The organism is Dyella sp., assembly GCF_036568765.1.
GTDB lineage: Bacteria > Pseudomonadota > Gammaproteobacteria > Xanthomonadales > Rhodanobacteraceae > GSA-30.
Genome location: NZ_DATCRY010000053.1, coordinates 1 through 25,217, shown reverse-complemented (window position 1 = coordinate 25,217; position 25,217 = coordinate 1). Strand labels below are relative to the sequence as shown.

At 60.2% G+C, this 25,217-nt stretch carries 26 protein-coding genes, 1 tRNA gene and 1 pseudogene; 15 read left to right on the top strand and 13 right to left on the bottom strand.

Annotation, left to right across the window (positions count from 1 at the left end; genetic code table 11):
* Positions 1-18: 18 nt before the first annotated feature.
* The 3 genes from VIM98_RS04385 to VIM98_RS04375 are packed head-to-tail and all read right to left on the bottom strand — an operon-like array spanning position 19 to position 3,741.
* Positions 19-1,524, bottom strand: a complete 1,506-nt coding sequence (locus tag VIM98_RS04385) for an aldehyde dehydrogenase (protein ID WP_331991876.1) — start codon at positions 1,522-1,524, stop codon at positions 19-21.
* A 36-nt stretch (positions 1,525-1,560) separates the two neighbouring features.
* On the bottom strand, positions 1,561-2,952 hold the full coding sequence (locus VIM98_RS04380; protein WP_331991875.1) for an MFS transporter: 1,392 nt from the start codon (positions 2,950-2,952) through the stop codon (positions 1,561-1,563).
* Between the two features lie 54 nt (positions 2,953-3,006).
* Complete coding sequence (locus VIM98_RS04375; protein WP_331991874.1) at positions 3,007-3,741, bottom strand: enoyl-CoA hydratase/isomerase family protein; 735 nt, start codon at positions 3,739-3,741, stop codon at positions 3,007-3,009.
* A gap of 97 nt (positions 3,742-3,838) precedes the next feature.
* Here VIM98_RS04375 and VIM98_RS04370 point away from each other — a divergent pair, with 97 nt between their 5' ends.
* Both VIM98_RS04370 and VIM98_RS04365 read left to right on the top strand, forming a co-directional pair.
* Positions 3,839-4,540, top strand: a complete 702-nt coding sequence (locus tag VIM98_RS04370; RefSeq protein ID WP_331991873.1) for a GntR family transcriptional regulator — start codon at positions 3,839-3,841, stop codon at positions 4,538-4,540.
* 216 nt (positions 4,541-4,756) lie between these two features.
* Positions 4,757-6,184, top strand: coding sequence for a GGDEF domain-containing protein (locus VIM98_RS04365; RefSeq protein ID WP_331991872.1), 1,428 nt, complete (start codon positions 4,757-4,759; stop codon positions 6,182-6,184).
* A 50-nt stretch (positions 6,185-6,234) separates the two neighbouring features.
* Here VIM98_RS04365 and VIM98_RS04360 read toward each other — a convergent pair whose 3' ends face one another.
* Together VIM98_RS04360 and VIM98_RS04355 are read right to left on the bottom strand one after the other, a co-directional pair.
* Positions 6,235-6,681 carry an SRPBCC family protein gene (locus VIM98_RS04360; protein ID WP_331991871.1) on the bottom strand — a complete coding sequence of 149 codons (447 nt, stop codon included), beginning with the start codon at positions 6,679-6,681 and terminating at the stop codon, positions 6,235-6,237.
* A gap of 157 nt (positions 6,682-6,838) precedes the next feature.
* Entirely contained in the window at positions 6,839-7,477 is a 639-nt protein-coding gene (locus VIM98_RS04355) for a TetR family transcriptional regulator (protein WP_331991870.1), read from the bottom strand.
* Positions 7,478-8,004: 527 nt separating this feature from the next.
* On the opposite strand from VIM98_RS04355, the gene VIM98_RS04350 reads away from it, so the two are divergent.
* Entirely contained in the window at positions 8,005-9,372 is a 1,368-nt protein-coding gene (locus VIM98_RS04350) for a S41 family peptidase (RefSeq protein ID WP_331991869.1), read from the top strand.
* 35 nt (positions 9,373-9,407) lie between these two features.
* Here VIM98_RS04350 and VIM98_RS04345 read toward each other — a convergent pair whose 3' ends face one another.
* The gene (locus tag VIM98_RS04345; RefSeq protein ID WP_331991868.1) at positions 9,408-10,934 is read right to left on the bottom strand and encodes a S41 family peptidase; all 1,527 of its coding nucleotides are present in this window, start codon (positions 10,932-10,934) and stop codon (positions 9,408-9,410) included.
* Between the two features lie 101 nt (positions 10,935-11,035).
* On the opposite strand from VIM98_RS04345, the gene VIM98_RS04340 reads away from it, so the two are divergent.
* From VIM98_RS04340 to VIM98_RS04330, 3 genes are all read left to right on the top strand, one after another.
* Positions 11,036-11,539 carry an XRE family transcriptional regulator gene (locus VIM98_RS04340; RefSeq protein ID WP_331991867.1) on the top strand — a complete coding sequence of 168 codons (504 nt, stop codon included), beginning with the start codon at positions 11,036-11,038 and terminating at the stop codon, positions 11,537-11,539.
* Positions 11,540-11,643: 104 nt separating this feature from the next.
* The gene (locus VIM98_RS04335; protein WP_414650189.1) at positions 11,644-11,991 is read left to right on the top strand and encodes an ArsR/SmtB family transcription factor; all 348 of its coding nucleotides are present in this window, start codon (positions 11,644-11,646) and stop codon (positions 11,989-11,991) included.
* Entirely contained in the window at positions 11,984-12,460 is a 477-nt protein-coding gene (locus tag VIM98_RS04330) for an SRPBCC family protein (RefSeq protein ID WP_331991866.1), read from the top strand. Before VIM98_RS04335 ends, VIM98_RS04330 begins: the two co-directional genes overlap by 8 nt.
* Positions 12,461-12,569: 109 nt before the next feature.
* Here the strand turns inward: VIM98_RS04330 and VIM98_RS04325 are convergent, their stop codons facing one another.
* Positions 12,570-14,231: an acetolactate synthase large subunit gene (locus VIM98_RS04325; RefSeq protein WP_331991865.1), complete on the bottom strand. Its 1,662-nt coding sequence runs from the start codon at positions 14,229-14,231 to the stop codon at positions 12,570-12,572.
* Positions 14,232-14,617: 386 nt separating this feature from the next.
* Here VIM98_RS04325 and VIM98_RS04320 point away from each other — a divergent pair, with 386 nt between their 5' ends.
* The gene (locus tag VIM98_RS04320) at positions 14,618-15,109 is read left to right on the top strand and encodes a hypothetical protein (RefSeq protein ID WP_331991864.1); all 492 of its coding nucleotides are present in this window, start codon (positions 14,618-14,620) and stop codon (positions 15,107-15,109) included.
* Between the two features lie 83 nt (positions 15,110-15,192).
* On the opposite strand, the gene VIM98_RS04315 is transcribed toward VIM98_RS04320, so the two are convergent.
* A tRNA-Ala gene (locus VIM98_RS04315) sits at positions 15,193-15,268 on the bottom strand.
* A gap of 416 nt (positions 15,269-15,684) precedes the next feature.
* Between VIM98_RS04315 and VIM98_RS04310 the strand changes: the two genes are divergently transcribed.
* Entirely contained in the window at positions 15,685-16,260 is a 576-nt protein-coding gene (locus VIM98_RS04310) for a hypothetical protein (RefSeq protein WP_331991863.1), read from the top strand.
* Between the two features lie 69 nt (positions 16,261-16,329).
* On the opposite strand, the gene VIM98_RS04305 is transcribed toward VIM98_RS04310, so the two are convergent.
* A complete protein-coding gene (locus tag VIM98_RS04305) occupies positions 16,330-17,454 on the bottom strand; it encodes a ribonuclease D (RefSeq protein WP_331991862.1) in 1,125 nt (374 codons plus the stop codon).
* A gap of 101 nt (positions 17,455-17,555) precedes the next feature.
* On the opposite strand from VIM98_RS04305, the gene VIM98_RS04300 reads away from it, so the two are divergent.
* Positions 17,556-19,499, top strand: coding sequence for an SUMF1/EgtB/PvdO family nonheme iron enzyme (locus VIM98_RS04300; RefSeq protein ID WP_331991860.1), 1,944 nt, complete (start codon positions 17,556-17,558; stop codon positions 19,497-19,499).
* 193 nt (positions 19,500-19,692) lie between these two features.
* The gene (locus VIM98_RS04295) at positions 19,693-19,920 is read left to right on the top strand and encodes a hypothetical protein (protein ID WP_331991859.1); all 228 of its coding nucleotides are present in this window, start codon (positions 19,693-19,695) and stop codon (positions 19,918-19,920) included.
* Positions 19,921-20,139: 219 nt separating this feature from the next.
* Here VIM98_RS04295 and VIM98_RS04290 read toward each other — a convergent pair whose 3' ends face one another.
* From VIM98_RS04290 to VIM98_RS04275, 4 genes are read right to left on the bottom strand one after another with little or no spacing between them, the layout of a single operon-like run.
* Positions 20,140-20,439, bottom strand: coding sequence for a putative quinol monooxygenase (locus VIM98_RS04290; RefSeq protein ID WP_331991858.1), 300 nt, complete (start codon positions 20,437-20,439; stop codon positions 20,140-20,142).
* A gap of 21 nt (positions 20,440-20,460) precedes the next feature.
* Positions 20,461-21,162, bottom strand: coding sequence for a glutathione S-transferase family protein (locus VIM98_RS04285; RefSeq protein WP_331991857.1), 702 nt, complete (start codon positions 21,160-21,162; stop codon positions 20,461-20,463).
* 37 nt (positions 21,163-21,199) lie between these two features.
* On the bottom strand, positions 21,200-21,916 hold the full coding sequence (locus VIM98_RS04280; RefSeq protein ID WP_331991856.1) for a cytochrome c biogenesis CcdA family protein: 717 nt from the start codon (positions 21,914-21,916) through the stop codon (positions 21,200-21,202).
* Positions 21,917-21,927: 11 nt separating this feature from the next.
* Positions 21,928-22,314, bottom strand: a complete 387-nt coding sequence (locus VIM98_RS04275) for a thioredoxin family protein (RefSeq protein ID WP_331991855.1) — start codon at positions 22,312-22,314, stop codon at positions 21,928-21,930.
* 163 nt (positions 22,315-22,477) lie between these two features.
* On the opposite strand from VIM98_RS04275, the gene VIM98_RS04270 reads away from it, so the two are divergent.
* The 5 genes and pseudogenes from VIM98_RS04270 to VIM98_RS04250 all read left to right on the top strand — a co-directional run.
* Positions 22,478-22,873 carry a hypothetical protein gene (locus VIM98_RS04270; protein ID WP_331991854.1) on the top strand — a complete coding sequence of 132 codons (396 nt, stop codon included), beginning with the start codon at positions 22,478-22,480 and terminating at the stop codon, positions 22,871-22,873.
* A 112-nt stretch (positions 22,874-22,985) separates the two neighbouring features.
* Positions 22,986-23,621 (top strand): annotated as a pseudogene (locus tag VIM98_RS04265) (2OG-Fe(II) oxygenase); the annotation flags it as partial.
* A 55-nt stretch (positions 23,622-23,676) separates the two neighbouring features.
* Complete coding sequence (gene alkB, locus VIM98_RS04260) at positions 23,677-24,342, top strand: DNA oxidative demethylase AlkB (RefSeq protein ID WP_331991853.1); 666 nt, start codon at positions 23,677-23,679, stop codon at positions 24,340-24,342.
* 85 nt (positions 24,343-24,427) lie between these two features.
* Positions 24,428-24,595 carry a hypothetical protein gene (locus VIM98_RS04255; RefSeq protein ID WP_331991852.1) on the top strand — a complete coding sequence of 56 codons (168 nt, stop codon included), beginning with the start codon at positions 24,428-24,430 and terminating at the stop codon, positions 24,593-24,595.
* Positions 24,596-24,743: 148 nt separating this feature from the next.
* Positions 24,744-25,217 (top strand): methylated-DNA--[protein]-cysteine S-methyltransferase (locus VIM98_RS04250; protein WP_331991851.1); only part of this gene is annotated, 474 nt, incomplete at its 3' end.

The following is a 25,217-nucleotide window of genomic DNA, read 5'->3' as shown; positions in this document are numbered from 1 at the left end:
TTCATGGAGTGTGCCTCGTCAATTGAGTCGCTTGGGCTGGCCGGAGTTGTCGTACCAATCGGCAGTAGTGCCGCTGGTGTTGACGGTAACGGCGCGCGGCTCGGTGAACTGGTCGAACGATTCGACACCGGTCTCTCGACCTACGCCTGAGTTTTTGAAGCCGCCCCAGGGCGAGGCCGGATCGAGTCGATGATGATCGTTGACCCACACCATGCCGAAGATCAGCTTGCCGGCCACGCGATGCGCGCGTGCGACATCGCCGGTCCATACCGAGGCGGCGAGGCCGAACTGTGTGCCGTTGGCAATGCGTAACGCATCGGCTTCGTCGTCGAAGGGCATGATCACGGTGACCGGACCAAAGACTTCTTCCTGACCGATTTCCGAATCCGGATCTACGTCGTAGAACGCCGTAGCCTCCAGGAAGAAGCCGTCGCCCGGGACCGCCTTGCCGCCTGCCAGCAGCTTGGCGCCGGCCTCTCGCGCGCGATCGAGCATGCCCAGGATGCGCTCGCGCGAACGCGCGGAGATCACCGGGCCGAGCTGGGTCGAGGCATCGGCAGGGTTGCCAACGCGAATGCTTTCCACCTTCGTGCGGAAGCGTTCGAGGAACTTGTCGTAGATCGATCGCTGCACCAGGATGCGCGCGCCGCATACGCAGGTCTGGCCGGCGCCGATAAAGGCGGCAAAGGCCGCGCCGTTGACCGCGCGATCCAGGTCGATGTCATCGAACAGGATCACCGCGCCCTTGCCACCCAGTTCCAGCGTAGTCATCGCAAAGTGCTGCGCGGCGGCTGCACCGATTTGCCGCCCGACATCCGTGCCGCCGGTAAACACGATCTTTGCAACATCCGGGTGCTTGGCCAACGCGGCGCCGGCTTCGCGGCCTTCGCCATTGATCAGGTTCACCACGCCATCGGGCACGCCGGCCTGTTTGAGCAGGCGAACCAGCAGCAAGGTGGTAATCGGCGTTTGCTCGGACGGTTTGATTACGACCGTATTGCCGGTTGCCAACGCAGGGGCAAGACTCTTGGACAGGATCATCAGCGGATGATTGAACGAGGTCATCAAGGCACAGACACCCAGCGGTACGCGCTGCGTATAGACCAGATAGGGGCCTTCGACCGGAATCACGTCGCTGCGACGGGTCAGCGCCAGCGCGGCGAAGTACCTGTAGAACTGTGGCAGTCGCGAGATCTGTGCGCGCGTTTCGGCCACCGGGCGCCCGTTGTTGAGCGTTTCGAGGCGATAGAACTCCTCGATATTCGCCTCGAACAGGTCGGCAAAGCGATTGAGCACACGAGCGCGTTCGTGCACCGACAAGCCGCTCCATACACCGCTGTCGAACGCGCGCTGCGCGGCCTCGACAGCGTGGTTTACGTCCGCTTCGCCAGCAGCGGCCAATGCGCCGATACTGTGGCCGGTGGCCGGATTGACGATATCCATCGTGCGTCCGCTTGCGGCGGGCGTTTCCTTGCCGTCGATCACCAACGGCACATCGAACGGTTCAGCAGGTTTAACGGTCATGGCTAGGGGTTCCGTACAGACACAGCCGCTCGAGATTCAGAGCGGCGGAGGGGGAGTGATCGAAGTGGTCAGGTGCGCTTCGCGGGGAAATCGCGGCTCGCCGGCGGCGACCTCCTCGAGGCCACGGCCTTTGGGCTCCACGCCCCACACGGCTACCACGACGATCTGCAACAGCAGCAACGAGAGCATCAGCGCCAGCACGCCGGCGATGCCGTGGTTGCCGAACAGCCACACTACGACGAAGGGCGTGACGATGGTGGCGCCGCGGCCGAAGGTGTTGCAGATACCTGCGGCGCGCAGGCGAATCTCGGTGGGGAAAAGCTCCGGCACGTAGATGCCGAACAACAACGCTACCAGCACATAGACGGGGATCACCAGCGCCAGGCCGACCAGGGTCAGCAGCAGCGGCTGTTCGACGAAGGGATAGATCGCACCGAACACAATGGCCAGCAGTGAAGCGCCGATGATCACCGTCTTTCGGCCCCAGCTATCGGCGGTCAATGCGCCGATACCCGAGCCGATCGGTGCGCCCAGCGACATGATGAAGGCGAAGGTGAACGACTTGGCGATATCCATGCCTTGTTTGACGAAGAACGAAGGCAGCCAGGTCACGAAGCCGTAGAGCAGGGTGTTGATGACGATCAGCACCACGCAGCCGACCACCAGACGCGGAAACACTTGCGGGGAGAACAGGGAGCCGAAGGCGCGAGAGAAACTTGGTGTGACCGCTGTCGAGGGCGGCGGCAGTGGACCTTTTTCGGCTGCCACCTCTGCCTCGATCCGGTTGAGCAGTTCGTCTGCCTCGCGATCGAGGCCGTTGGCGGCCAACCAGCGGGGCGATTCGGGCAACTGCTTGCGTGCATACCACACGGCGATCGCGCCCAAGCCGCCCAGCACGAACATCACGCGCCAGCCGACAATCGGCACCAGCAAGAGGCCAGTCAGTGCGCTGATAGGCAGGCCGGTCACGACGAACACCGCCATGATGCCCTGCATCTTGCCACGCGCCTGCGGCGGCACGAACTCGGTCATAGTCGCATAGCCCACCACGTTTTCTGCCCCCAGGCCCAGCCCCATGAAAAAGCGGCAGACGATCAGGAACAGCATGTTGGGTGCGAAGGCCGAGGCCAGCGAGGCCACGCCGAAAATCATCAGGTTGGCCTGGTAGGTAAAGCGGCGTCCGAAGCGGTCGCCGAGAAAGCCTGTGATGAAGGCGCCCAGCGTCATGCCCAGGAAGGTCATCGATACGAACACAGCGTTCTGCGGTAGCGTCGAGAAACCGGATTTCAATGTCGCGCCGAGTACCGTCGAGGCCACATAGATGTCGAAACCGTCGAAGAACATGCCGATACCGATCAGCCACATGATGCGGCGGTGGAATGCCGACATCGGCAATCGGTCGAGTCGTGCGCCTGCATTGACGGACATGGGTTGAGTCCTCCAGCAACGCGATACCGGCCGGCGGCCCGGCCGGTGTCTAGATTAATGTCGATTCGCCTGCAGCCGCAGCGTTTGTACAGTCAAAAAGTCGGTCGAGTGCGCAAAGTTGCTGTCCAGCGACTGCGCCTGCGCTTCCTGGAAGAATGCCTTGCACTGGCGTACGCCTTCCGCATCGAGCTTCAGAATGCGCTCGATCAGTCGGTCGGTTTCCTTCTGCAGCCTATCGCGCGGGTGGACAGCCGTGATAAGGCCGATCTCCTGCGCATAGGCAGGCGTGAAATCCTCGGCCAGCAGCAATAGCGGAAAGACATGCTTGGGCAGGGCGTACTGGCCGAGGTAGGCCATGATCGCCGCTGGTGGCAGACCTTTGCGCATCTCCGGAAATGACAGCCGGGCATGGCCGGCAACCAGGGTAAAGTCGCACAGGACTGCCAGGCCCATGCCGAAGCCGGCGGCATCGCCCTGTACTTCGGCCACGGTGATCATTGCCGTTTCACGAATCGTCTGCTTCAGTGCGATCAAGCGTGCGACCTCGGCGCGGATCGACGACTCATCGCGGCCGGCGCGCTCACGCCCCAGGCAGAACACTTCGCCATTGGCGCGGATGCGCAGCACTCGCGCAGTGGGCGTGGCAGCTTCGGCGCGGAGGCTGTGCAGCATGTCTTCGAACATCGCACCGGTGATTTCATTGGCAGCCCGGGGGTTATCCAGCGTGAACACCAGGCTGTCGCCATCGCGGGTGATGCCGACCTTAGCGGGGGAGACGTTATCCTTCATCAAAATGCGCTCGCAGATGGATTGTATACACTGTATACAATCGAGTTCTCCGATGCACACTGCACTGCAACACGTTTGAAAAGGACGCTTTTTGCCTATGACAGACCCGCTCACCGCCATTGCCGATCGTCTCCGCGCCACCCGCCGTTCCGCCGGCGGGGAGGCACTTAGTGAGGTCGTGGTGATTCCTGCCCTACGCGAGGCCATTGTCAGCAACCTGCTTGCGCCGGGCGAGCGCCTGACCGAGGTGACTCTTGCCGCACGTCTCAATGTCAGCCGCACCCCTATACGCGAGGCGTTCGCGCAGTTGGAGCGGGAAGGGTTGGTGACCATCGTGCCGCGTGCGGCGGTGTTCGTGCGCGAGGTCAGCGAGCGCGATGTAGAAGAGACCTATACCGTCCGTGCCGCGCTGGAGTCCCTAGCGGTCGAGCTTGCTACAAAGCGCCGCTCAGCGATGGCAGCGCTGCGCCTCGACGAGGTGCTCGCCGAAATGGGAGAAGCGGCAGCAAAGAACGATGCCGTGATCTACACCGATGCTCTGGATCGCTTCTACGCCACCATCATGAGCTTGTCCGAGAACGTCACGCTGCATGCAACCCACACCACGCTGCTCGGGCCGGTGCGCCGGTTGCGCCGTATCGCCATGAGCCAGCCGGGCCGCATGGAGGCCTCATTTCGGCAGTCGTTGAAAATTCGCGATGCCATTGTCGAAGGCAATGCCAACGGGCCCCAGTTGATGCGCGAGCAGTTGGCCAATGCCTGTCATGCAGCAAAGGAAGTGCTGCGGGCGGGGCATTGAGTCTTGGCGGCCTGAGGCAAGTACTACTCCTGTCCAACCCTCCCCTGCAAGCAGGGGAGGGTGCATGTGTCGTTACGTAACGGTTGCCGCTTCTCCCCCGCCCCCACTTATATGGACATGAGGGATGGGTCATGTGCTTGCCCACCTTGTCCTCGCGGTTGTAAATCCATAATCCCCTCGCGTATCTTGGCCCTGCGCAAGTTCGGGGGAGGGAACGTGCGGTTCCTAATTTCGCTCCTTTTTATCGTCTGCCATGCGCTGGCGATCTGGCTGTTCCCGCATCGGGCCATGGTTGTTTCGTTTTCCTTCCTTGTCGCAGCGCCGGTCCTGGCCGCGGCGATATGTCTGCGGCGCTGGCGCGACACAAGGTATGTGCTGATAGACGGCTGGCTCGCGCTTGCCGCGGGCATGCTGCTGTGGGCGCTGGGGATGGGGCTGAACATGCGCGAGGAAGTGTTCCTCGGCAACACCGATGCTACGCCCGGCGACAGCATGCTGCTCTACGTGCTCTACGGTGTGCCGTTGACCTATGCCATCGCCAGTCCGCGCCGGGAGGTCTGGTATGCGCGTGCGATCGATGGCTTGTTCGCCGCAGTGCTCGGTTACTTGTACTTCGTACATACCTTTTCGTTGGCCACCGCCCGAGGCCCGACGCACGAGGGCCTGGACAGTCTTCGGTTGATGTTCGACCTGGAGAACATCTTTATTGCGACCTTCTCGCTGCTGCGCCTGGCGACCAGCACGGATGTCGCACAGTGCCGCTTCTTTCGCGCGCTGACCATCTTCGCCTTCGCTTACCTGCTTACCGCGGGCTACATCAATCACGTCGAACCGGAAGACATGGATTTCGGCGGATTGTCCGACCTGATTATCGCTTTGCCGTTCCTCGTTCTTTTCGTCAATGCTGGCGGGAGCGCTGTGTTTGTGCGTCATGCTGTCGTATCCAAGCGGCTCGAGAATCTGGTACAGGCAGGCAGCCCACTGATCTTGCCGCTGACCCTCCTGGTTGTCTCCGGTTTTATCGTCCGCAATCATTTTGCATTGGGCGTTACCGGTTTTGTGATTGCCGCCTTGGGCTTCGGCTTGCGTAGCGTGCTGATCCAGGTGCGTACCGTGGAGGAACGCGATCGTTTTAACGATCTGGCACGCACCGACGTGTTGACCGGAGTTTTCAATCGGCGGCAGTTCGACGAGTCGTTGGTGCGTGAATGGCGGCGTGCCCAGCGCTCCGGCGCGAGCCTGGGCTTGTTGATGATCGATATCGATTTCTTTAAGTTGCTCAACGATGTCTTCGGTCATCGTGCCGGCGACGACCGGTTACGTGCTGTCGCGCAGGTATTGGCAGATAGTCGTCTGCCAATACCTGCCCTGGTCGCCCGTTACGGGGGCGAAGAGTTCGCAGTGCTATTGACGGCCGGTACGTTCGATCAGGTGCTTGCGGCGGCGGAGCAACTGCGCGCGGCTGTACAAAGCCTGCATCTGACCGCACCGCCTCCGGCTCATTGCGTCACCATCAGCGTCGGCGTGAGCTTTGTCGATGCCGTACAAGATGGCGACGAAGATCCGGGGCGGTTGCTGGTCATGGCCGACGAGGCGCTCTACCGGGCTAAACGGTCGGGACGTAATCGGGTGGAGCGGCAGTAAGAGCTCCACGCCGACCTTTTGCCCGCCATGGCTCATTGAGCTAGTAGGGCTCAATCCGGAATCTGCGGCTCGACCAGTGTGGCTAACTGCGCGAGCGATTCTTGCCATCCGAGGTAGCACATCTCCACCGGAATCACCTCGGGTATGCCTTCCTGCACGATGCCGATGTCCGTGCCACACGAGATCTGTCGCAGCGTCACGGTAGTGATCATCTGGCCGGGCAGATTCGGATCGTCGAATGTATCGGTGTAGGCGATCTTCTCGAAAGGCATCAACTCGAGGTACTTACCGCCAAACGAATGACTGTTGCCACTGCCGAAGTTCCGGAAGGACATCTTGAACGTCCCGCCGATCTGGGCGTCCATATGGTGGACCTGGCAGGTAAAACCATAGGGAGGAAGCCATTTTGCCGTCGCATCCGGTTCGAGAAAGGCGCGATACACGCGCTCGGGTGCGGCGCGCAGGACGCGGTGAAGGCGGACGATTCCTGTAGCCATGATGTTGCACCTCGCGAGTTGGGTTCGTACTACCTGCGACGAACGGTGAGCCGTAGAATCGACATCGAGGAGCGATTTTCGACAAACGCGCCACAACATCGGCTGGTTCGGGTTCGCGCGGACCGCCCTTCGTTATAGCAGGCTGTCTTCGTGGGGTCTAAATCCGCGTTTCGTCGATGCTTTTCAGATAGCTGCAGAACATGTTGGCCATCGCATCGGCGTAGGCTTCGATTTCGGCATGCGTGCGGGGAACCTCGGAAAATGTCTTTCCTACCGTGGTGAGCGTTGTGGCAATCAGTTTGCCAGCCAGGGTACGGGTTTTCTCCGGAGCCTTGGGCAGCGCCTCCTTCATGAAGGCCTTGATCGTACGGTCGCCCGAGGTCTTGGCGTCCCGCGCCTCCGGTGCATCGCGATAGAGCGGGGCCGCCTTGTTAAGTGCAAAACGCACCGCTGCCTCGTCGCATTCGGATTGCAGGAACGCATGTACCAGAACGCGTAAGCGCTGCGGTGGCGAGCGCCGGCCGTCTTCGAGGATCTTACGCAGCAGGTCGGTCGTCTGTCGCCATTCGTCGGTTTGCAGGCGGAACAGCATGGCGCCCTTGCTGGGGAAGTACTGATAGATCGAGCCGACGCTGACGCCAGCCCTCTCGGCAACGCGCGCGGTGGTAAAGCGTTGCGGTCCTTCTCTCGCCAAAACCTGAGTGGCAGCTTGCAAAATGGAGGCGAGAAGTTCGGCCGAGCGAGCCTGTTTGGGTTGTTTCCGCTGGGAAACCTTGGCTTCTTTGGGTTCTTTCATGGCGTCCTTGCAAATGCAATTAGTAAAACGTGGGTAATCGCATTCTAACGTGGCTCAAAAACAAACGCACACTCGCTTTGGAGATCTCAAGAAAAACCTGATTACCGCGCTACTTTCCATGCTATTGCGGCATCGGTTCAATCGAGTCGATGTCATCTCGTTGCTTGATAGACCGGCTGCAGCTGTATATTTTTCTTAAGCATTGCGCGATTTATGCATAGTAAAAATGACTATATTGAATTTTACGACGAGCTTGGGGATTTTCCGTTACCTGTTTCCCGCGAAGCGGGTATGTTGCTCCATAGGCTGGCGTGGAGTATGGGCGAGGCGTTACAAGGATGAGTTTCTTCAGGGGACTTCAAAAAAACCTTCCTATACGTCAATGCGGCAAATGCGGGGTCCAGCGCCTTAAGCTACGCGTACCTTCAGTACTGCCCATCATTTGTGATCCAAGAGGACTCTCTCTTAGACTCGGTATTCCAACGTAAAGATACTGTCGTGTGAACTTGCGTCATAGGGAAGCTTGCATGTCGAAGACGATTGTTTGGGCGCTGCTTGTTCTGATTTCTGTGCCGGTGTCCCATGCGCAGGATATTCGTTGGAACACGCCAGCTGGCTACGTTGCGAAGCCGGTTCCCGATCTGGCGAAATTGAGATCGCCCGAAGGCATCGATGTCGACCTGATCGCCGGAGACGGTAGCGCCTCGCCCGGTTATGCCAGCGCCGTAATCGATGCCGCTGGACTCAAGGGCAAGCAAGTGCGGCTAGTCGGTGACATTGCAGCCATGACGAGCCAGCCGGACGGCGGTGCTTCCATCTACTTGCAGGTTTACGCGGGAAAAACGAGGTTGGCATTCGCGACAAGCGAGGTTGGTGGGAAAGTTCGCGAGAAGCAGCATCGAGAAGTGCCGGTTTTCATTCCCGAGGCGGCCGACAGACTTGTCATCGGCGTGACATTGACCGGGAACGGGCAGGCAACTGTGCACCATCTGCATCTGTCGGTTCCGGATGTACCGACTGCCACGGCCGAACAGGTAGTGCACGCAGCGATCGAACTGGTGCGCAGTAATGCGTTCTACGCGAGCCGCATCGATTGGAACAAGGAGACCTCTTCCATGGAAGAGGCCGCGAAGAAGATGTCAGACTCATCGCAAGCGTGGCCGTCGATTCAGAGTCTCATTGCAAAGCTTCAGGATAGGCATAGTCGATTTTTGTCGCTGAACGATCTATGGAATCAGGGTGACGGCGAACATCAGCAGGAAAAGCCGGAGGTTCGAATACTGGAGCAGGGCATCGGTTACGTGAAGGTTCCAGGATTTGTTGGGGCGAATGATGTCGAAGCGAGACAGTTTTCCCATGCATTGGCCGACGGCATCGCAAAGCATGCCAAGGCTGCGCGGTCAGGTTGGGTCGTGGACCTGCGGCAAGATACCGGCGGCAATATGTGGGTTATGCTGTCTGGGTTGCACGCTCTGCTTGGAACCCGCGAAGTGGGTGCAAGCCGCGACCGACAGGGCGTAGAGAGCCGTTGGATTGTTCCCATGGGGCAAGGCGAAGGCGCAGACGATATCGATCTGCAGCAGATTCCTGTCGCGGTCCTTATTGGATCGCATACGAGCAGCTCCGGTGAAGCGGTGGCTGTTGCTTTTAAAGGGCGCGCGCGAAGTCGCTTCTTCGGGCAACCTACAGATGGGCTCAGTAATGTCAATCGCATGTATCGCTTGCCGGACGGGACAGCGATTCTGCTGACATGCGCCGTCGATATGGATCGCGGCGGCCATGCCTACGAGAGTGGCATGACTCCCGATACACAGCTCCCCGACGACCTGTCATCCGGTGTCGATACCGCCCTGGGCGCAGCGCGGGACTGGCTGAAGCATTCCGCGTCGCTATAGTTACTTGTCCTTCCGTGGGCGACCCCGGATATCGTCTACCTGGACAGTGAGATGATTTCGGCCGGACAGGTTGCCTGGTCCGGGGTAGCCCATTCGGTACGCAGCATATCCCTGGCTAAACGCCAGGCCGCATCTTTGGTGTTACCGTTTTCCCACACGTTCGGCGGAGCGGCGCAATCCGGGCGGACGCCACGGTCTTTCGGGAGACCAGGCCATGCGAAGCGGAACTGCAGTAGAGGAATGCGCAGGGTCATGCCACTGTTAGGCAATGTCACGGGCCAGCGATAACCGCTGGTATTGCCTTCGTGCGTTCCACCTGCTTCCTCACCGACGAAGACTGCGCGGCGTACGTGAAAAAGCATGGATGCCAATTCGGCTCCTCCGGAGAATGTATTTCCCCCGGCGAGAACGACCAGTCTGCCGCGATATACGGGAGAGGAACGCCCCCATCGGGTCATCAGTCCCTCTGGCGGTATATTGCGCCGTAGTAGCCGCCCATTCGGGAGACGATGCTGCAGTTTCATCTCTCCGTCGTCGAACACTTCGGTTTCAAAGGTTGTGCCGCTCAAGTCCCGCACCGAGATATGGCGTCCTCTTGCCTCGACTGCCGCATATTTACGTAAGGGTGCCTCGACCAGATAAGAGAAAAGGATGCTTTCATTCGGTTCCGAGCCGCCACCGTTGTCGCGTAGATCGAGGATGAGATTCCTGGCGTTGCGCTGCGCCAGTTCATCGAAAATCTTCTGGATGGTCGCTTCGTAATTTGCGCCCGCTTCGCGATACCGCTTGTTGCTGAAGGTGGGAACATTGAGATATGCGGTGCCTGCATCCAGCCACTCAAGGGTCGCTATGGGCGATAAGGCAGGACTCGTGCTCGCAGTGCGGGCGGCTGCCGGTATGCCAGCGACATCGCGGATAATCCTCTTGCCGTCGGCTGTTTCCAGGACGAGGCGGAAGACAGACTGCGATCCGATCATCCGATAAAGCAGCACGCCATAGCCGTTTCCCGAAGCCTCGCGCAGGATTCCTGTACGAATCGCCCCGTCGCGGGTGGCGGCAAACATCAAATCGTCTGCCAGCGTTTGCACCGGTTTCCCTTGAATTGAAACGATACGAGTGCCACGGGGAAGATCGGCAGCCTCACCGTAGCCGGCAATGACATAGGCACCTTGCTCGTTCCAGAGTACGGAAAGTGGCAACAGCAGGCCGGTATCGCGTTCGCGCTTTTTCATGGCGTCACTGACCGCGAGGCTTAAATGGCCTTCGCCGATTCGAGCCACCAATGGCATCAACACGCGCCACAGCCCTTCACTGTCGTCGATCTGCGCGATGTGGGCGCGCGCTATCGTCTTGGCCTGCCGCCATTCTGTGGGGGTTTGATGCCAATAGATGTTCGGCAATGCAGCTTCGAGGGCGGCGATAGCCAGCTCCAGGTCTTCTCTGGCCTGAGAAGAAGTCAAAGCAGTGGTTGTCGGGGGATAGGAGGTTTCTACCGCAGGACTGGCGGCGGGTAGAGCGGACAGGGCGAGGCCCAGCAAAAGCCCGCGCAGGTATGGCGGCATTGGCGAAAATCCCGTATAAGCAAAATATTGCCACATAGTAGAGAGGCAAAATTTTGCCTAGTCAAGCCATTCCCTCCTTTCTTACCCACGTTGCGACCAATGTGCGCAGGCTTCGCACGCTTGCCGGCATAAGCCAGCGGGCGCTCGCCGAGGCGTCGGGCATCAGCCTGCGAATGATCGGTGCGATCGAAAACGGCACGACCAGCCTGAGCACGGCGACACTCGATCGGATCGCCGTGGCACTGGACACGACATTGTCCGAGCTGGTGGCCGACCCAACCGTCAGAAAGAGCGTGGTGCGCGACCGGCTTGGTTGGAAAGGCGACCACGGCGGTCAGGCGATCCTGCGCTGGAGTGTCGATGCGAGACGCGAAATGGAAGCCTGGGAGTGGCGGCTGGAGCCCGGGGAACACTATGAGGCCGGCGCCGATCCGGAAGGCTGGCATGTGACGCTTTTCGTACTGGAGGGGCAGCTTACGCTGCAGATAGCGGGTCAATCGATCGAGCTGACGAATACTGCGCATCTGTTCGAAAGCAGTCAGCCGCATGTCTTCGTCAACAAGGGAAAGAAGCCGGTGCGTTTTTTCCGCTGCACCGTCTGGTAGCTCAGAACGCTCCCTGAGGCTGGACCGCACGTAACCATGCGTGTGGCCTTGCACTTGACATGCAAGTATTTGCTTGCCTATCATTCATGCAACAAATCACTTGCATGTTATCCGACATGGCCGAGCGCCTCGATGACACCGACCTGTTGTTCAAGGCCCTGGCCGATCCCAGCCGACGCAAGCTGCTCGATCTGCTGCACGCGCATGACGGCCGGAGCCTGAACGATTTGTGCGAGCACCTGGATATGACACGGCAGGGCGTGACGCAGCACCTGGGCGTACTGGAGGCGGCCAACCTGGTAGCCACCGTATGGCAAGGCCGCGAGAAGCTGCATTTTCTTAATCCTGTGCCGCTGCAGGAGATCTATGAGCGCTGGATCGCCAAGTTCGAAAAGCCGCGCCTCAAGGCGCTGGGTAGCCTGAAACGACGATTGGAGAAACCCGATGGCTAGATCGACGTATGTTTATGTGAGCTATATCCGTACCACTCCGGAGAAGCTATGGGCAGCTTTGACCGACCCGGAATTCATGCGGCAATACTGGTTCGGCTCGTATGGCGAAAGCGAGTGGACACCCGGGGCGCCATGGAAGCTGATGTCCGGGGATGGCGTGATCATGGACTCGGGCGAGATCGTCGAAGCCGATCGGCCTCGACGCCTGGTCATCCGCTGGCAGAATCAGTTCAAGCCAGAGTTGAATGTAGAGGGCCAATCGCAGTGCACGATGGAACTGGAGCCGATCGGGCCGACGGTCAAGCTCTCCATCACGCATACGATCGAGCGCGAGCCTTCGAAGTTCATCGAGGCGGTATCGGGGGGCTGGCCGAAAGTCATTTCCAACCTGAAGTCCTTGTTGGAAACGGGGACGATCGCCTTGCTGGATCCCTATCCGGCACAGAGCACCCAGGCGGCGAAGGTGTAAGGCGAGCTGCGAGCGCACCGACATCCTGATGTCCGGTCAGGATGTCGCGCCGATCTGGTTTGACGGCAGGGCGTAAGCCAAGGAGCCCAGGAAAAGCCGCGCTAGTGGCTCATTCGTCAGGGGAATCGATCTCTTGGCGGAGCGCGCTCAATTCATCGATCAGCACGCGGGTGTTTTCGCTGTAGTCCACGGGCACCGCAATGAGATGCACGCCGCCGGACTCGAAGGCGCGCTGCAGTGTCGGCAGCAGTGCTTCAGTGGATCTTACGCGATGCCCGTGCGCACCATAGGCCTTGGCGTACAGCTCGAAATCCGGATTGCCGAAGCTCATGCCGAAGTCTGGAAAGCCATCGGCCGCCTGTTTCCAGCGAATCATTCCGTACGCGCTGTCCTCGATGATGAGAACCACCAGATCGAGGCCGAGCCGGACCGCTGTTTCCAATTCCTGGCTGTTCATCATGAAACCGCCGTCGCCGCAAACCGCCATGACCTGGCGCCCTGGATAAAGCATTTTTGCCGCGATGGCCGAAGGAAGCCCGGCGCCCATCGTCGCCAGTGCATTGTCCAGCAGCAGGGTATTGGCCGCGTGCGTGCGGTAACTGCGCGCGAACCAGATCTTGTACATGCCATTGTCCAGGCAAACAATGCCATCGTCCGGTACCGCCATACGCACATCGCGCACGATGCGTTGCGGAACGAGCGGGAACGCGGGGGAGTCGCCCGATTCGTTGAGGCGTTCCAAGATGCGCTTTCGCAGCTTCAGCATGTCCGGATCGATTTTTACGTGCCCAGCGAGGCGTTCGGCCAGCGCAGTGACGTTGGCCCCGATATCGCCGATAAGCTCGGCATCCGGGTAGAACACTTGCTCCGCATGAGCGGACTGATAACCGATATGAATAACCTTCGGACCACCGGTGATGCCACCCATCAGGAAGGGCGGTTTTTCCACCGTATCGTGCCCGATGGCGATCACCAGGTCCGCGCGCTTGATCGCGCTGTGGATGTAATCGTATTCGGATAACGCAGCTGTACCGAGATACAGGTTCGAGCCGCCGGTGACTGCACCTTTGCCCATCTGTGTATTGAAGAACGGGATTTGCAGCTTGCGTACAAAACCCGAAAGCGGCTCGACAAGGCGGGGCCGATTTCCCGCCGCGCCGACCATGACGATCGGGCATACAGCCTTGGCGATCATCTCGGCGGCCTCCTCGATAGTGGAGCCGGCAGCGATGGGCGCAGCGATCGTATGCGGTGGCACGAGCCTGGCCTCGGCGACTTCCACGGCGATGTCTTCCGGCAGTTCCAGGTGGACCGGCCCCGGCCGCTCTTCGCTTGCGACGCGAAACGCATCGCGGACCAGGGTAGGTATCGAAGCCGCCGAGACGATCTGCCGCGTCATTTTCGTCAATGGTCGCATGGCGGCAACGACATCCACGATCTGGAATCGAGCCTGCCGCGCACTCTTGATTGCCTTCTGTCCCGTAATGATCACCATGGGCATGGCGCCGAGGTAGGCGTAAGCCGCACCTGTGGTGAAGTTCAGCGCACCTGGCCCCAGGGTCGACAGGCATACGCCGGGACGGCCGGTAAGGCGCCCCTGCGTTGCAGCCATGAAAGCCGCGGCTTGCTCGTGACGGGTAAGAACGAGCTCGATCTTCGAGGCTCGCAGTGATTCGACGAAGTCCAGGTTTTCTTCGCCGGGAATACCGAAAATGCGATCGACGCCCTCGTTCTCCAGCGCCGCGACCAGTAAGTCTGAGCCCTTTGCCATGTTGCTACCTCGAGCGATAGTAGCTAGTACAGAAAACTTCCAAAGACCGGTTTTTCTACAGGAAGAACTTCAGAGAGCCTCTAAAAACTTCTCAATTGCCTGGACACACTGCGAAAACGAAGTCTGTCGCTGTGGGAGCGGCTTCAGGGAACCTCGAAAAGTCCTCTTCTGATCGTCATTCCGGCGCCTCCTTTTTCGAGGGGCGCCAGGGTGACGGTGAAAACTGGGGTTTTATAGGTTCCTTTCAGTCACGACGATTGTGCCTCACTGGGTGAGCTGCCGCGACCCGAGCGAATCGTCTCATTTATCGATCTCATGCTCTTGGCGGCACTCTTTCGACGCTCGACTCTGTGAAACTCCGGCCTTTATCCAAACGTGAAATTCCCATGAGTCTCCACATTAATCCGTACGCGCTCTTGGCAGTCGGCTTTCTGTCTGTATCCGCGGCAAGCAATGCGGAAGCGGCACAAGCCCAAACCTACGCGGCCGTTCGACAGGCGCTGCTCGATGGACACACCGTCACGATGACGCTCGATGCCGAGGACACCCATGATTGCACGGGTCTTCCTCCGGGTATCGCACACGTGGCCGTTCCCAAGACGTTCGTTGAAGACAGTTCGTATGGCCAGTTCGGTCAGTTCAGTCGCATTCGATTTCGGGAGATGCATTCCGAAGTCGTCGATATGAACGGTCCATCCGACTGGGGAAATCGAAAGATTGTCGATAAGTACGCTAGCTACGCACTGGTCGGCCCGGCATCGGGCGGCGACTACGTAGTTGTGAGTCTGGTCGAGGCGGCGCATGGGGAGCCCACGGGCACGACGATAAGCGAGGCGATCAACTGCCGTTTCGGCACAGGTGCCAAATTCAGCTGGTGAGCATCCGGGAAGCGACAGCTTCCTCCAAAACAAAACAGCGCTTGACGCCATGAGGCGTAAGCGCTGTTTGTCTGGTAAAGGAATGGTGGAGCGGAGGAGGATCGAACTCCCGACCTTCGCATTGCGAACGCGACGCTCTCCCAGCTGAGCTACCGCCCCATTATCAGAAAACTATATCAGCCAAGGACCTATCTGCCAACACCCCAGGCCCTACCTGGGCCGGACCTGCCTCTACGATGTCCGTCCGCGTCAAAGCGTGCCGTCCCAGCCTGCCACGAAAAAAGGGATCTCGCGCCGGACCCGATGCCTTTCGCCGCATGTATCGATATCCCAGCCAGGCGCATGCTGATATCGACGGCGATACCTGGCATCAGTCATGTATCGATTGGGACAGGAAGGAGGAGTAGCACCGGTAACTTTGTTTCATATCGAGCAACGAGTGCTCGACATTTGCTTGCGCACCCCAGCGCATGTCCATCCTATGTCAGGTACTTCCATGCTCGATGTTGGCCGTGTTGTGTGCCGCGCTCATTTCGTTCGTCGTTCGCTTTTCATCTTCGTATTGCTGATGGCCTGTGGCCAAAGTCTGGCATCCGATATCAGTCTGTCTCCCGGAGAAGGCAGCCACCGGCAAAGGCAATATCTGGCGCAGCCAGGATGGCGGTAAAAGCTGGCAGAACATCCTGAAGCAGCCGGGTACATACTTCCGGGCGATCGGCATGGTCGATGCGCGTCATGGCTTTGCGGGGAATATCGGTACGGACTACTACCCCCGCGTCACAGATAACACGCCGCTATACGAGACGAAAGACGGTGGCGATCATTGGGCGGCCGTAACGCATTTGCCCGGCCCGACGATGCGAGGTATCTGTGCCATCGTGGACGACAAGGAGACCATGGAGTTCGGTGTGGGCTTTGCCAATGCCGATCTGGGTTGGGTCGGAACCACCAAAGGCGGCTTCGAAACCCGGGATGGCGGCTTGCATTGGGAGCGCGTAGAACTGGGGCGCGCGGTCAATAAGTTCCGTATTCTCATGCAAGGACAACATTTCACAGCGTTCGCTATCGGTTCGGACGTCTACAAATACACCAGCGAACAGATGCCAGCCGTGCAGGCTTCCTCTACGCCGGTGGCGATCGACAAGCCGTAACTGCGGTAGCTGGAAAGCGCTGGCTTTCCCATTCCGGCCAACGCTATCGGTGCGACGGCCGTGGCCTGCTCAGCCCGGCAACAGGCGGCTGAGCGGTGCCTCGAGAATCTCCTTGCGCCAGCCTCCGAGGAACTCAGGCCACTCGGCGGTAACGACGTATTCCTCCAATACCTTGCGCGGGCAAAGCAAGCCGGCGGGCAGATCCAGGTCTACGGCCAGGGCGTCGATTTTCAGCTTCATCTCGCCGAGCGCCAGCTTGGCTTTGCCCAGCGCCTGGCCTGGGATAGCTGCGGTTTGTGCCACTTCCTCCTCGCTGACCGGGGGTGCCAGCACCTGAAGCAACTCGGCGCGCTGTGCCGAGCGCAGCGCGCGCTGGGCGCGACTGCGCTGCTCTAATTCGGCCAGATTGGCCGGTGGCTGCTGAGCGAGGCTCATGACCAAGGCATCCTCGAGCAGCCAGGGACGTGGGCGGTCGAGGGCACGGGCGGTCTTGTCGCGCCACAGCAGGATGCGGCGCAGCAGCGCGCGCTGGGTGGGCGTCCAGTCCGCGGCGCCACGGAAGGCGCGCTGGGGTTGTGGATCGCCCTCGCGCGAGCACATGCGGAGTTTCAGGCGCTCACAATCTTCCGCATGCCATGCCTGGCGGCCGCGCTGGCGCAAACGCTCGGCCAGTTGTTCGTATACCGGTTGCAGGTACACCACATCGAGCGTGGCATAGCTGCGTTGCGAGTCGGTGAGCGGACGCTGTAGCCAGTCCGAACGGGTCTCTCCCTTATCCAGTTCGATACCGCCGGCCAGTTCCGCGACCAGAGCGCGATAGCTCGGACCCAGTCCAAGGCCGACGAAGGCTGCTGCGATCTGTGTGTCGAACAGTCGGCGCGGACCGCCTGGCAGAAGTGGCGATAGGGCCTCGAGGTCCTCGCTGGCGCTGTGCATGACCGTGATGGTGTCGTTGCCGCTCAATAGCGGACGCAGGGCATCGCCGATCGGGAACGCCAGCGGATCGACCAGCGCGTAGCGGTCGGCCACGCCCAATTGCAGCAGCGCCAACCGAGGGTAGAAGGTGTCGCGCCGCATGAACTCGGTATCGAGGCCGACGACCGCGTCGCGCGGGACATCGTGCAGCCAACGTTCAAGCGAGTCGCGATGATCGATCCAATCGGCGCCGGGCGCCGCAGGAAGGGGTTGCATCATTTACGTCCTTGAAACCGGCTTCACGCGATGCATTGTCCTGTCACCGGTTTGTGCCTATGGTAGGCGGCGAACCATAGCAGGCCGCACCAGGGACGCACACTATGCCGAGCAAGGAAACCGTACTTCGCCAGCGCGCCTTCGGTGGCGCCCTGGGCGTGGTCGTGCTTGGAATGGCGTTGGTCTATCACTTCTTTCCGCGGGTTTTTCACGTGGATCCGGCGCAGATCGCGCCGCGCCGGTCGATGAACCTGGGCCCGGCTACGTCGCCCTCGTTCTTGCCACGCGCCCCCATGCCCGACGTTTCCGAGATCGATGCCGGGCCGCCTCTGACCCTGGCACCGACCGAGGTGATCGTGGCACGCATGACCGCCAGGAACACCCAGTTACCGGAGCAGAAGTCGGCCGATACGCCACAGGTGGAAGCTTTGCTCGTCGATGCCGGCAAGGCCTTGCGTGCTGGGCAACTGGTAGGCGATAAGCGCAGCGCCGCGGCGATGTACCAGGAGGCCCTGAAGCTCAAGCCCGACAGCCGGCGCGCAGCGCAGGGCCTGTTCGAGGTGAAGGCGCGGCTGGTCGCGGCAATCGGCCAGGATCTGGCCGTGGGCGACGCCGAGTCTGCCAGCGATTTGCTCGAGGCGCTCAAGACCTTGCCGGATACAGCGACCGACGTGGCCGACCTGACCCAGAAGATCAAGACGTTGCAGCAGGCGCGCCCCTTGCTGGCCAAGGCGGCCGGCTTGCTGCAAGCCGGCAAGGCAGATCAGCCCAAGGGCGACAATGCGCTGGAACTTTATCGCCAGGTACAGCAGCTCGATCCTGAAAACGCGGTAGCCCAGCAGGGCCTGCTGCAGGTGCAGCGGGCTGTGCTGGATCGCGCATTGGCGGCGGTGGCACAAAACGATTTCAATGGCGCGGAGCAAGCGCTGACCGAAGGTGCGGACATACAGCCCGGTTCAGCGCAGCTGCGGGATGTGCAGGGACGTGTCGACAGCATGCGCAAGCAGCGCGGTAGCACCTTGATGGTGCAGGCACGCTCGGCGCTGGATGCCGGCAACCTGACGCTCGCCGAGCAGTTGGCCGCGCAAGCCCAGACCATCGGTGCCGATGCCGATGTCCTGAAGGATTTCAGCGAGCGCGTGACCAATGCCCGGCTCTATGCCAGCTACAAGCCTGGCCAGGTGTTCAATGATCGCTTCGTCGACCTGCCGGGCCAGGCGCCGGCGATGGTGGTCATTCCCACCGGCAATTTCGCCATGGGCGCGGCCGACAACGAGAATGGCCGCAACGACAGTGAGACGCCGCAGCACGCGGTGACCCTGGACAAGGGGTTTGCCATGGCACGGACGGATGTCACGGTTGGGCAGTTCCGCGAGTTCGTCAAGGCCAGCGGATACCAGCCCGAGTCCGTGCGCCTGGGCGGTGCCAGCGTATACGACGAGCGTAGCGGCGCGATGCGCGATGACACCGGGGCGAGCTGGCAGTCCGATTACGCTGGCCGCAACGCCGAAGACAGGCTGCCGGTGGTGAATGTGTCGTGGAACGATGCTCGTGCTTATGCTGAATGGCTCAGCCAGCGCACCGGCAAGAAGTATCGCCTGCCTAGCGAAGCGGAGTTCGAGTACGCGCTGCGTGGCGGTACCGCCAGCAAGTACTGGTGGGGGGACGGGGCACCCAAGACGCGAGTGGAAAATCTCACCGGCAGCAACGATCGCTCTGCCAACGGTCGGCGCTGGAGCAACGCCTTCGCAGGTTATCGCGACGGTTACTGGGGGCCGGCGCCGGTCATGAGCTTCGCGCCCAATCCATTCGGCCTGTACGACATCAACGGCAACGTGTCCAAATGGGTCGAAGACTGCTGGCACGACAACTATATTCGTGCGCCGCGCGACGGTAGCGCCTGGGTCAATCCAGGTTGTGGCACGCGAGTGATTCGCGGCGGCTCCTGGGGCAGTTCGCCCGATCAGGTTCGCTCGGCTTATCGGCAAGGCGCCGACGCCACTGTACGCAGCGGACGCGTAGGATTTCGCGTCGTACGCGAGCTCTAGAGATGTCTTGATTAGTTTTAACCGTGCGTAAACGTCTGCTCGGAGTAGTATCGGGCTGTCATATGGTTCTGCCAGACTGGCCTTGTCGCGTTTCCGCGAGACCGCTCCGAACCCCTGCATTTTTCCCGCCCGTGGGCTTCCTCAGGTTCGGTTGCCGTCTCCTCCTCCCAAGACGTATGTAAGAGGTGGCGCCATGGTTCCGGAAAAAGTACGTCTCTTCGTTCCTTTCAGCTCCGACACGCCTTGGGTCGTGCGCGGCGAAGCCGCTCGCGTGGGAACGTTCCGTAGTCGCGACGAAGCCGTGTCGGCTGCGCTGGCCATGCGTTCCCGCCTGGTTCGCGCGCATGGCCGCGTGCATCCGCCCGTGCGAGTACAGGAGAGCGATGGCAGTTGGCGTGACGTGGTCGAGAGCGACGCGTAATCGATTACAGCATCGACGTCGAACGTTCCTTACATTAGGTGTAGGTCTTCGCCTACAGAATCACCTTGCACTCTCGGGCTTAATTCTCCGCACTTGCATCACGGTTCCTCGGTGAAATGCTCATCGGCACGTATGCAGGTGCCCCGGACGATCGCCCCCGGTCGTCCATTTGGGCGCCCTGATTCAGGGCGCCTTTTTTATGCCTGTGTATTTACGCGCTCAAGGCAGCTTATCGGCGAGCACCTGCGCCTTGCGGATCTGCGGCATTTCGGCCAGCAATGCACTGGCGTTGGCCATCAGCGCAGCGGCAACGGCACCATTGAGGTGCGCATCGCGGCCTTCTTCGGTGGCGAAGGCGTCGAAGATGGCAAATGTCTGCTGGTCCAGGCGTATGGCGAACCACGCCACCGTGCCAGGTTCTGCATCGACCAACGCTTGTGCGCCGGCAAGAAACGCGGCGACCTCTTCTTCCTTGCCGGGTTTGGCCTTCAGTTCGACAGATAGTGCATAACGTGTCATGGCAGGTGGTTCCTTGGGGTATCAACGGACGGGCGGATAGTTGGACGGGAAGAGCGCGCGGCGCGCTTCCTCGTCCATTTCTTTCTTGAAGACGTGATCGGTACAAACGGTTCGAGCCCGGGCCGCGGCGGGGCGTCTGTCGATATGGTGGAACCAGCGTTTAATGTGGGGATAAGCCCCTAAGGCATCGCTGTTGCCGGGTAGCACGCGGGGGGCACGGTCTATCCAACCCCAGCCAGCCATATCGACGATAGAGTAGGTGTCGCCTACGATAAATTCGCGGGTTTGCAGATGGTCGTCCAGAACCTGATAGTGTCGCTCCGCTTCACGGCGGTAGCGATTGATTGCATAGGGCGACGTTTCGGTGGCCGAATGCTGAAAGTGCACGGCTTGTCCAGAAAACGGCCCGAGACCGGTGGCGATAAAGAACAGCCAGGAAAGCAGTTCGCCTCGCTCATGCGCGGTCGCGATGAATCGTCCGGCCTTGTCGCCCAGATAAAGCAGAATGGCGTTCGAATCGAATACGCGTATGGAACGGCCCGTATCGTCCGTATCGACGATGGCCGGCAGTTTTCCATTGGGGTTGATGGCGCGAAAGGCGGGCGTGTGTTGCTCGCCTTTGCTCGTATCCACAGGAATCGCTTCGTACTGCAAGCCCAGCTCCTCGAGCAGTAACGCCACCTTGGCTGGGTTGGGGGTGGGGTGGTAGTAGAAGCGGATCACGGATGCTCCTCATGAGGGGGAAGATGTCGACAATGCCTCAGAGCGATGTGGTAAAGCGCGTCAGCCACTCAGGACTGATCGCAACCAGATAGGCCTCCAAGGGGCGATCCCAGCCGGTAAGAATCAAGGCACCGAAGATAACGAACATCACGCCCATGGCGATCTTCATGCCTTTGCCCCAGTTCGCCATGGAGCTGCGGACCCGTGACACCGCTGTCTGCGATACCAGGCCCAACAACAAGAGCGGCGTGCCGGCCCCCAGGCCGAATACCGCCATCAGCAGGGTTACCTGGGCAAGATCCTTGCCTTGAGCGGCGAGAGTGGAGGCGGCGCCCAACGTCGGGCCGACGCACGGACTCCATACGAGGCCCAGAAGCAAGCCGATCAGCAACTGACTCCAGAGACCTTCGCCTTTTATTTGCCCCAGAGCCTTCTGGCCGCCCGAGCCCAGTCCGGAGGTCAGCCGCGCAAAGCCTTCCTGCAGTCGGGGCACCAACATCACTACACCGAACAGTAACATGAGCGCGGCAGCCACACGGCGGAACGTTTCCGAATCCAGCCCGATCGAAATACCGACAGTGGCAATGAATATGCCTACGACAGAGAACGACAGCGCCAGGCCAAACGCCAGCGCAACCAGCCCAAGTCGATGTTTGGATACTGCCGACCCGACAAGGATCGGCAGGATGGGCAATACGCACGGGGACAGCAGCGAGGCGGCACCGGCCAGGTAACCGATGGCGTAAGTGGCCAAGCTGAAATCCATTACAGCGCGCTCTGGAACGTCGCGCGGATTGCCGACTCCTGTGTCTGCCCGGTAGACCGCGTCACTTCATGTCCCTGCTTGAAGACCACGAAGGTCGATTGCTGAGCGACACGCAGCGATTTCTTCAGTGCGCTTTCCTTGTCGAAATCGGCCACGAATACCGTTACAGGCTGGAACTGCTGCTCTTTGGCCAGGCGGCTGACGATCGGTTGCTGGGCGCGACAGGTGGGACACCAGTCGGCGTGGAAATACACCACGGCCGGCTTGCCGGCAGCCAGGGCCTGATCGAACTGCTGCTGATTGAAGGGTACCTCGGCAGCTAAGGCATGCGCCGTGAGAGCGAGACCGAGCAGGCCGAGGAAAAGGGTGGCGATACGCGTTTTCATGACGGAATGTCCTTGTCGAAGTCTAGATACCGAGGTCCTGAACGGCCTCTGCTGTCGTTCTTCGCTGGCAGGGGGGCGAGGGTTACATCGTGAGCCAACCCAGGTAACCCTTATGGAGCGGCAGCGAATCGCCTAAGACATCTACTACGGACAACGTATTGCCATGCAGCATTCCCAAACAGAAAACTGGATGGCGCGTTTTGGCGCACTTTGTTATGTGGCTTGGGGCATGTTTCACCTCTATGTGGCTTGGGATATCCGGCAACTCGGGGTGGCTCAAACCGGTATTGCCCAGGGTCGGACCTTTCAGCTTGCTGCCTATATGGCCTGCATTGCCCTGTTTGCCATCGTCGTTGCGATAGGAAACTGGCATAACAGTGAGCGCGCGTATTGGCGCAATCTGCTGGTCATCGGCTGGGCAGATGCTGTCTGGGTGGCGGTAGTTGTCCTGCCAGGCTATGTCCCCCTGCTGCGCGGCTTCATTCCGCCGGCGATCTATGTCGCTGGTGCTTGTCTCACGACCTTGGCCTATCGGAAAAAACGCTTGCCCCCCGTTTGACGAGGGTCTGACAGCAAGAATCGGATTTCGCTTCGGCGGCTGAAAGCCTAACTTCGGTCGGGACCACTTCGACTGTTGCAGTCGAAACTTACTTTTCGCCGAGAAATCCACTATGCCCGTATCATTGGCTACGAATTTCGATTGGAAACATATCGAGCAATCCCTGGATGCTCATGGCTACGCCGTGCTGCCGTGGCTGCTGGAGAGGCAGCAATGCGACGACTTGGCAGCCCTTTATCCCAGGGAGACAGGCTATCGTTCTCGTGTCGTCATGGTGCGGCATGGCTTCGGTCGCGGCGAATACAAATACTTCGCCTATCCATTGCCCCCGGTGCTTGATCGTCTGCGCCACATGCTCTATCCGCAGCTTGCACCTATCGCCAATCGGTGGAATCGCCAGATGGGCATCGCGAACGAATATCCGGCGGAGCTGGATACGTTTCTCGATCAATGCCACCGCGCCGGGCAGGTACGACCCACGCCGCTGATTTTGCAGTACGGCGAAGGCGACTATAACTGCCTGCATCAAGATCTCTATGGCGAGCATGTTTTTCCACTGCAGGTGGCGATTCTTCTGTCCGAACCGGGGCGTGATTTTACGGGGGGCGAATTTGTCATGACCGAGCGGTCAGCAAATAGCCAGCGCGCCGATGTCATTGCGCTGTGTCAGGGCGACGCCGTCGTTTTTACCGTCAATCAGCGGCCAACCCAAGGAGCGCGAGGCGTTCGTAGAGTGGCCATGCGGCACGGTGTCAGCCGCGTTCGCAGCGGCAGGCGCCACACCATTGGACTGATCTTCCACGATGCCCGCTGTCTCTGCCATGGCGACACAGGATCTGATCCCTATAGAGGCGCATGGGCGCGAGCGTATCGGGCCGTGCGCCCTCGTGTTGCGTGGGTTCGCATTGCCGTATGTAGCCGCATTGCTGCGCGCCGTCGCCGATATCGAGGTCTGCTCGCCGTTCCGGCATATGGTCACGCTGGGTGGCTTCGCAATGTCGGTTGCATTGACCAACTGTGGTGCATTGGGGTGGACGAGCGACAGGCGCGGTTATCGCTACAGCGCCATCGATCCGCTTAGCGCAAGGCCGTGGCCACCCATGCCGGATGTGTTCAGGGAATTGGCGCGCGGGGCTGCCGCCTCTGCGGGTTTCGAGGCTTTTCAACCCGACGCGTGCCTGATCAATCGCTATCTGCCAGGTTCGAGACTGTCTTTGCATCAAGATCGCAACGAGCGCGATTTCGACGCACCGATTGTCTCGGTCTCGCTGGGCATGCCGGCCACCTTTTTATTCGGTGGTGCGGCACGCTCGGATCGTGCGGCGAAAGTGCCGCTACATCACGGCGATGTGGCGGTTTGGGGCGGCGCCGATCGATTGCGCTATCACGGTGTCATGCCGCTGAAAGATGAGCCGCATCCATGGCTGGGTAGCCAACGCATCAACTTCACGTTCCGCAAGGCGGGTTGAGCGTCAAAACCCGAGTGCAAGAAACGGAGTTTTTCTTCCCACGCATTGGCCCATGATGCTCATGAACCCACTAGCCGATAACGCGATGAACGCTCTTTTCGAATCGCGCCGCCGTATCGAGGCGTATTGCCAGCTACTGGTGGATGCGGGGCTTGCTCGATGGCAGACCGGCGAGGGTGGCGTTATCGAGTTGCATATGGATTCGGGAGAAACCTATGTGTTTGGCGATATGGGAATGACGCGTTTGCGATAACCGCAAATGCACAACGACGCCAGGAAGCGCGGATAACGTTGCGTGACTTTCGCGTGCAAGGTCTGCCCCACGCCCTAGTCCTTTCAAGTCCATCACGACAGCCAATACTAGCCGCTTCCGGCCTTCATCTAGATACGAGGATTGCATCATGCAACTGTTCTTGAGCCATCTGGAATCGCCCCTGGGCGACATGCTGCTTGTGACCGACGCGCAGAAGCAGATACGTGCACTCGATTTCGCCGATCACAAGGCACGCCTGCATCGTCTGCTTCACGAACACTATGGCGACACCGATATGGCCGAGATAAGCGCGCCTGCTGCCGTTAGCGAAGCGATGGCCCGATACTTCGCCGGCGAGTTGGATGCGCTCAACGATCTGCCGACGGCTACGGCCGGCTCCGGTCTGCAGCAGCGGGTATGGGCGGCACTGCGACGCATTCCTTCCGGTACCACGACCACCTACGGCAAGCTAGCCAAAGAGTTGGGTTTCACCGACCCGCGCGCGGCCATCGATATCGGTGCGGCCAATGGCGCCAATCCTATAGCCCTTGTCGTACCGTGCCATCGTGTCATTGCCAGCAACGGCGAGCTCAAAGGTTATGCCTGGGGCCTGCACCGGAAG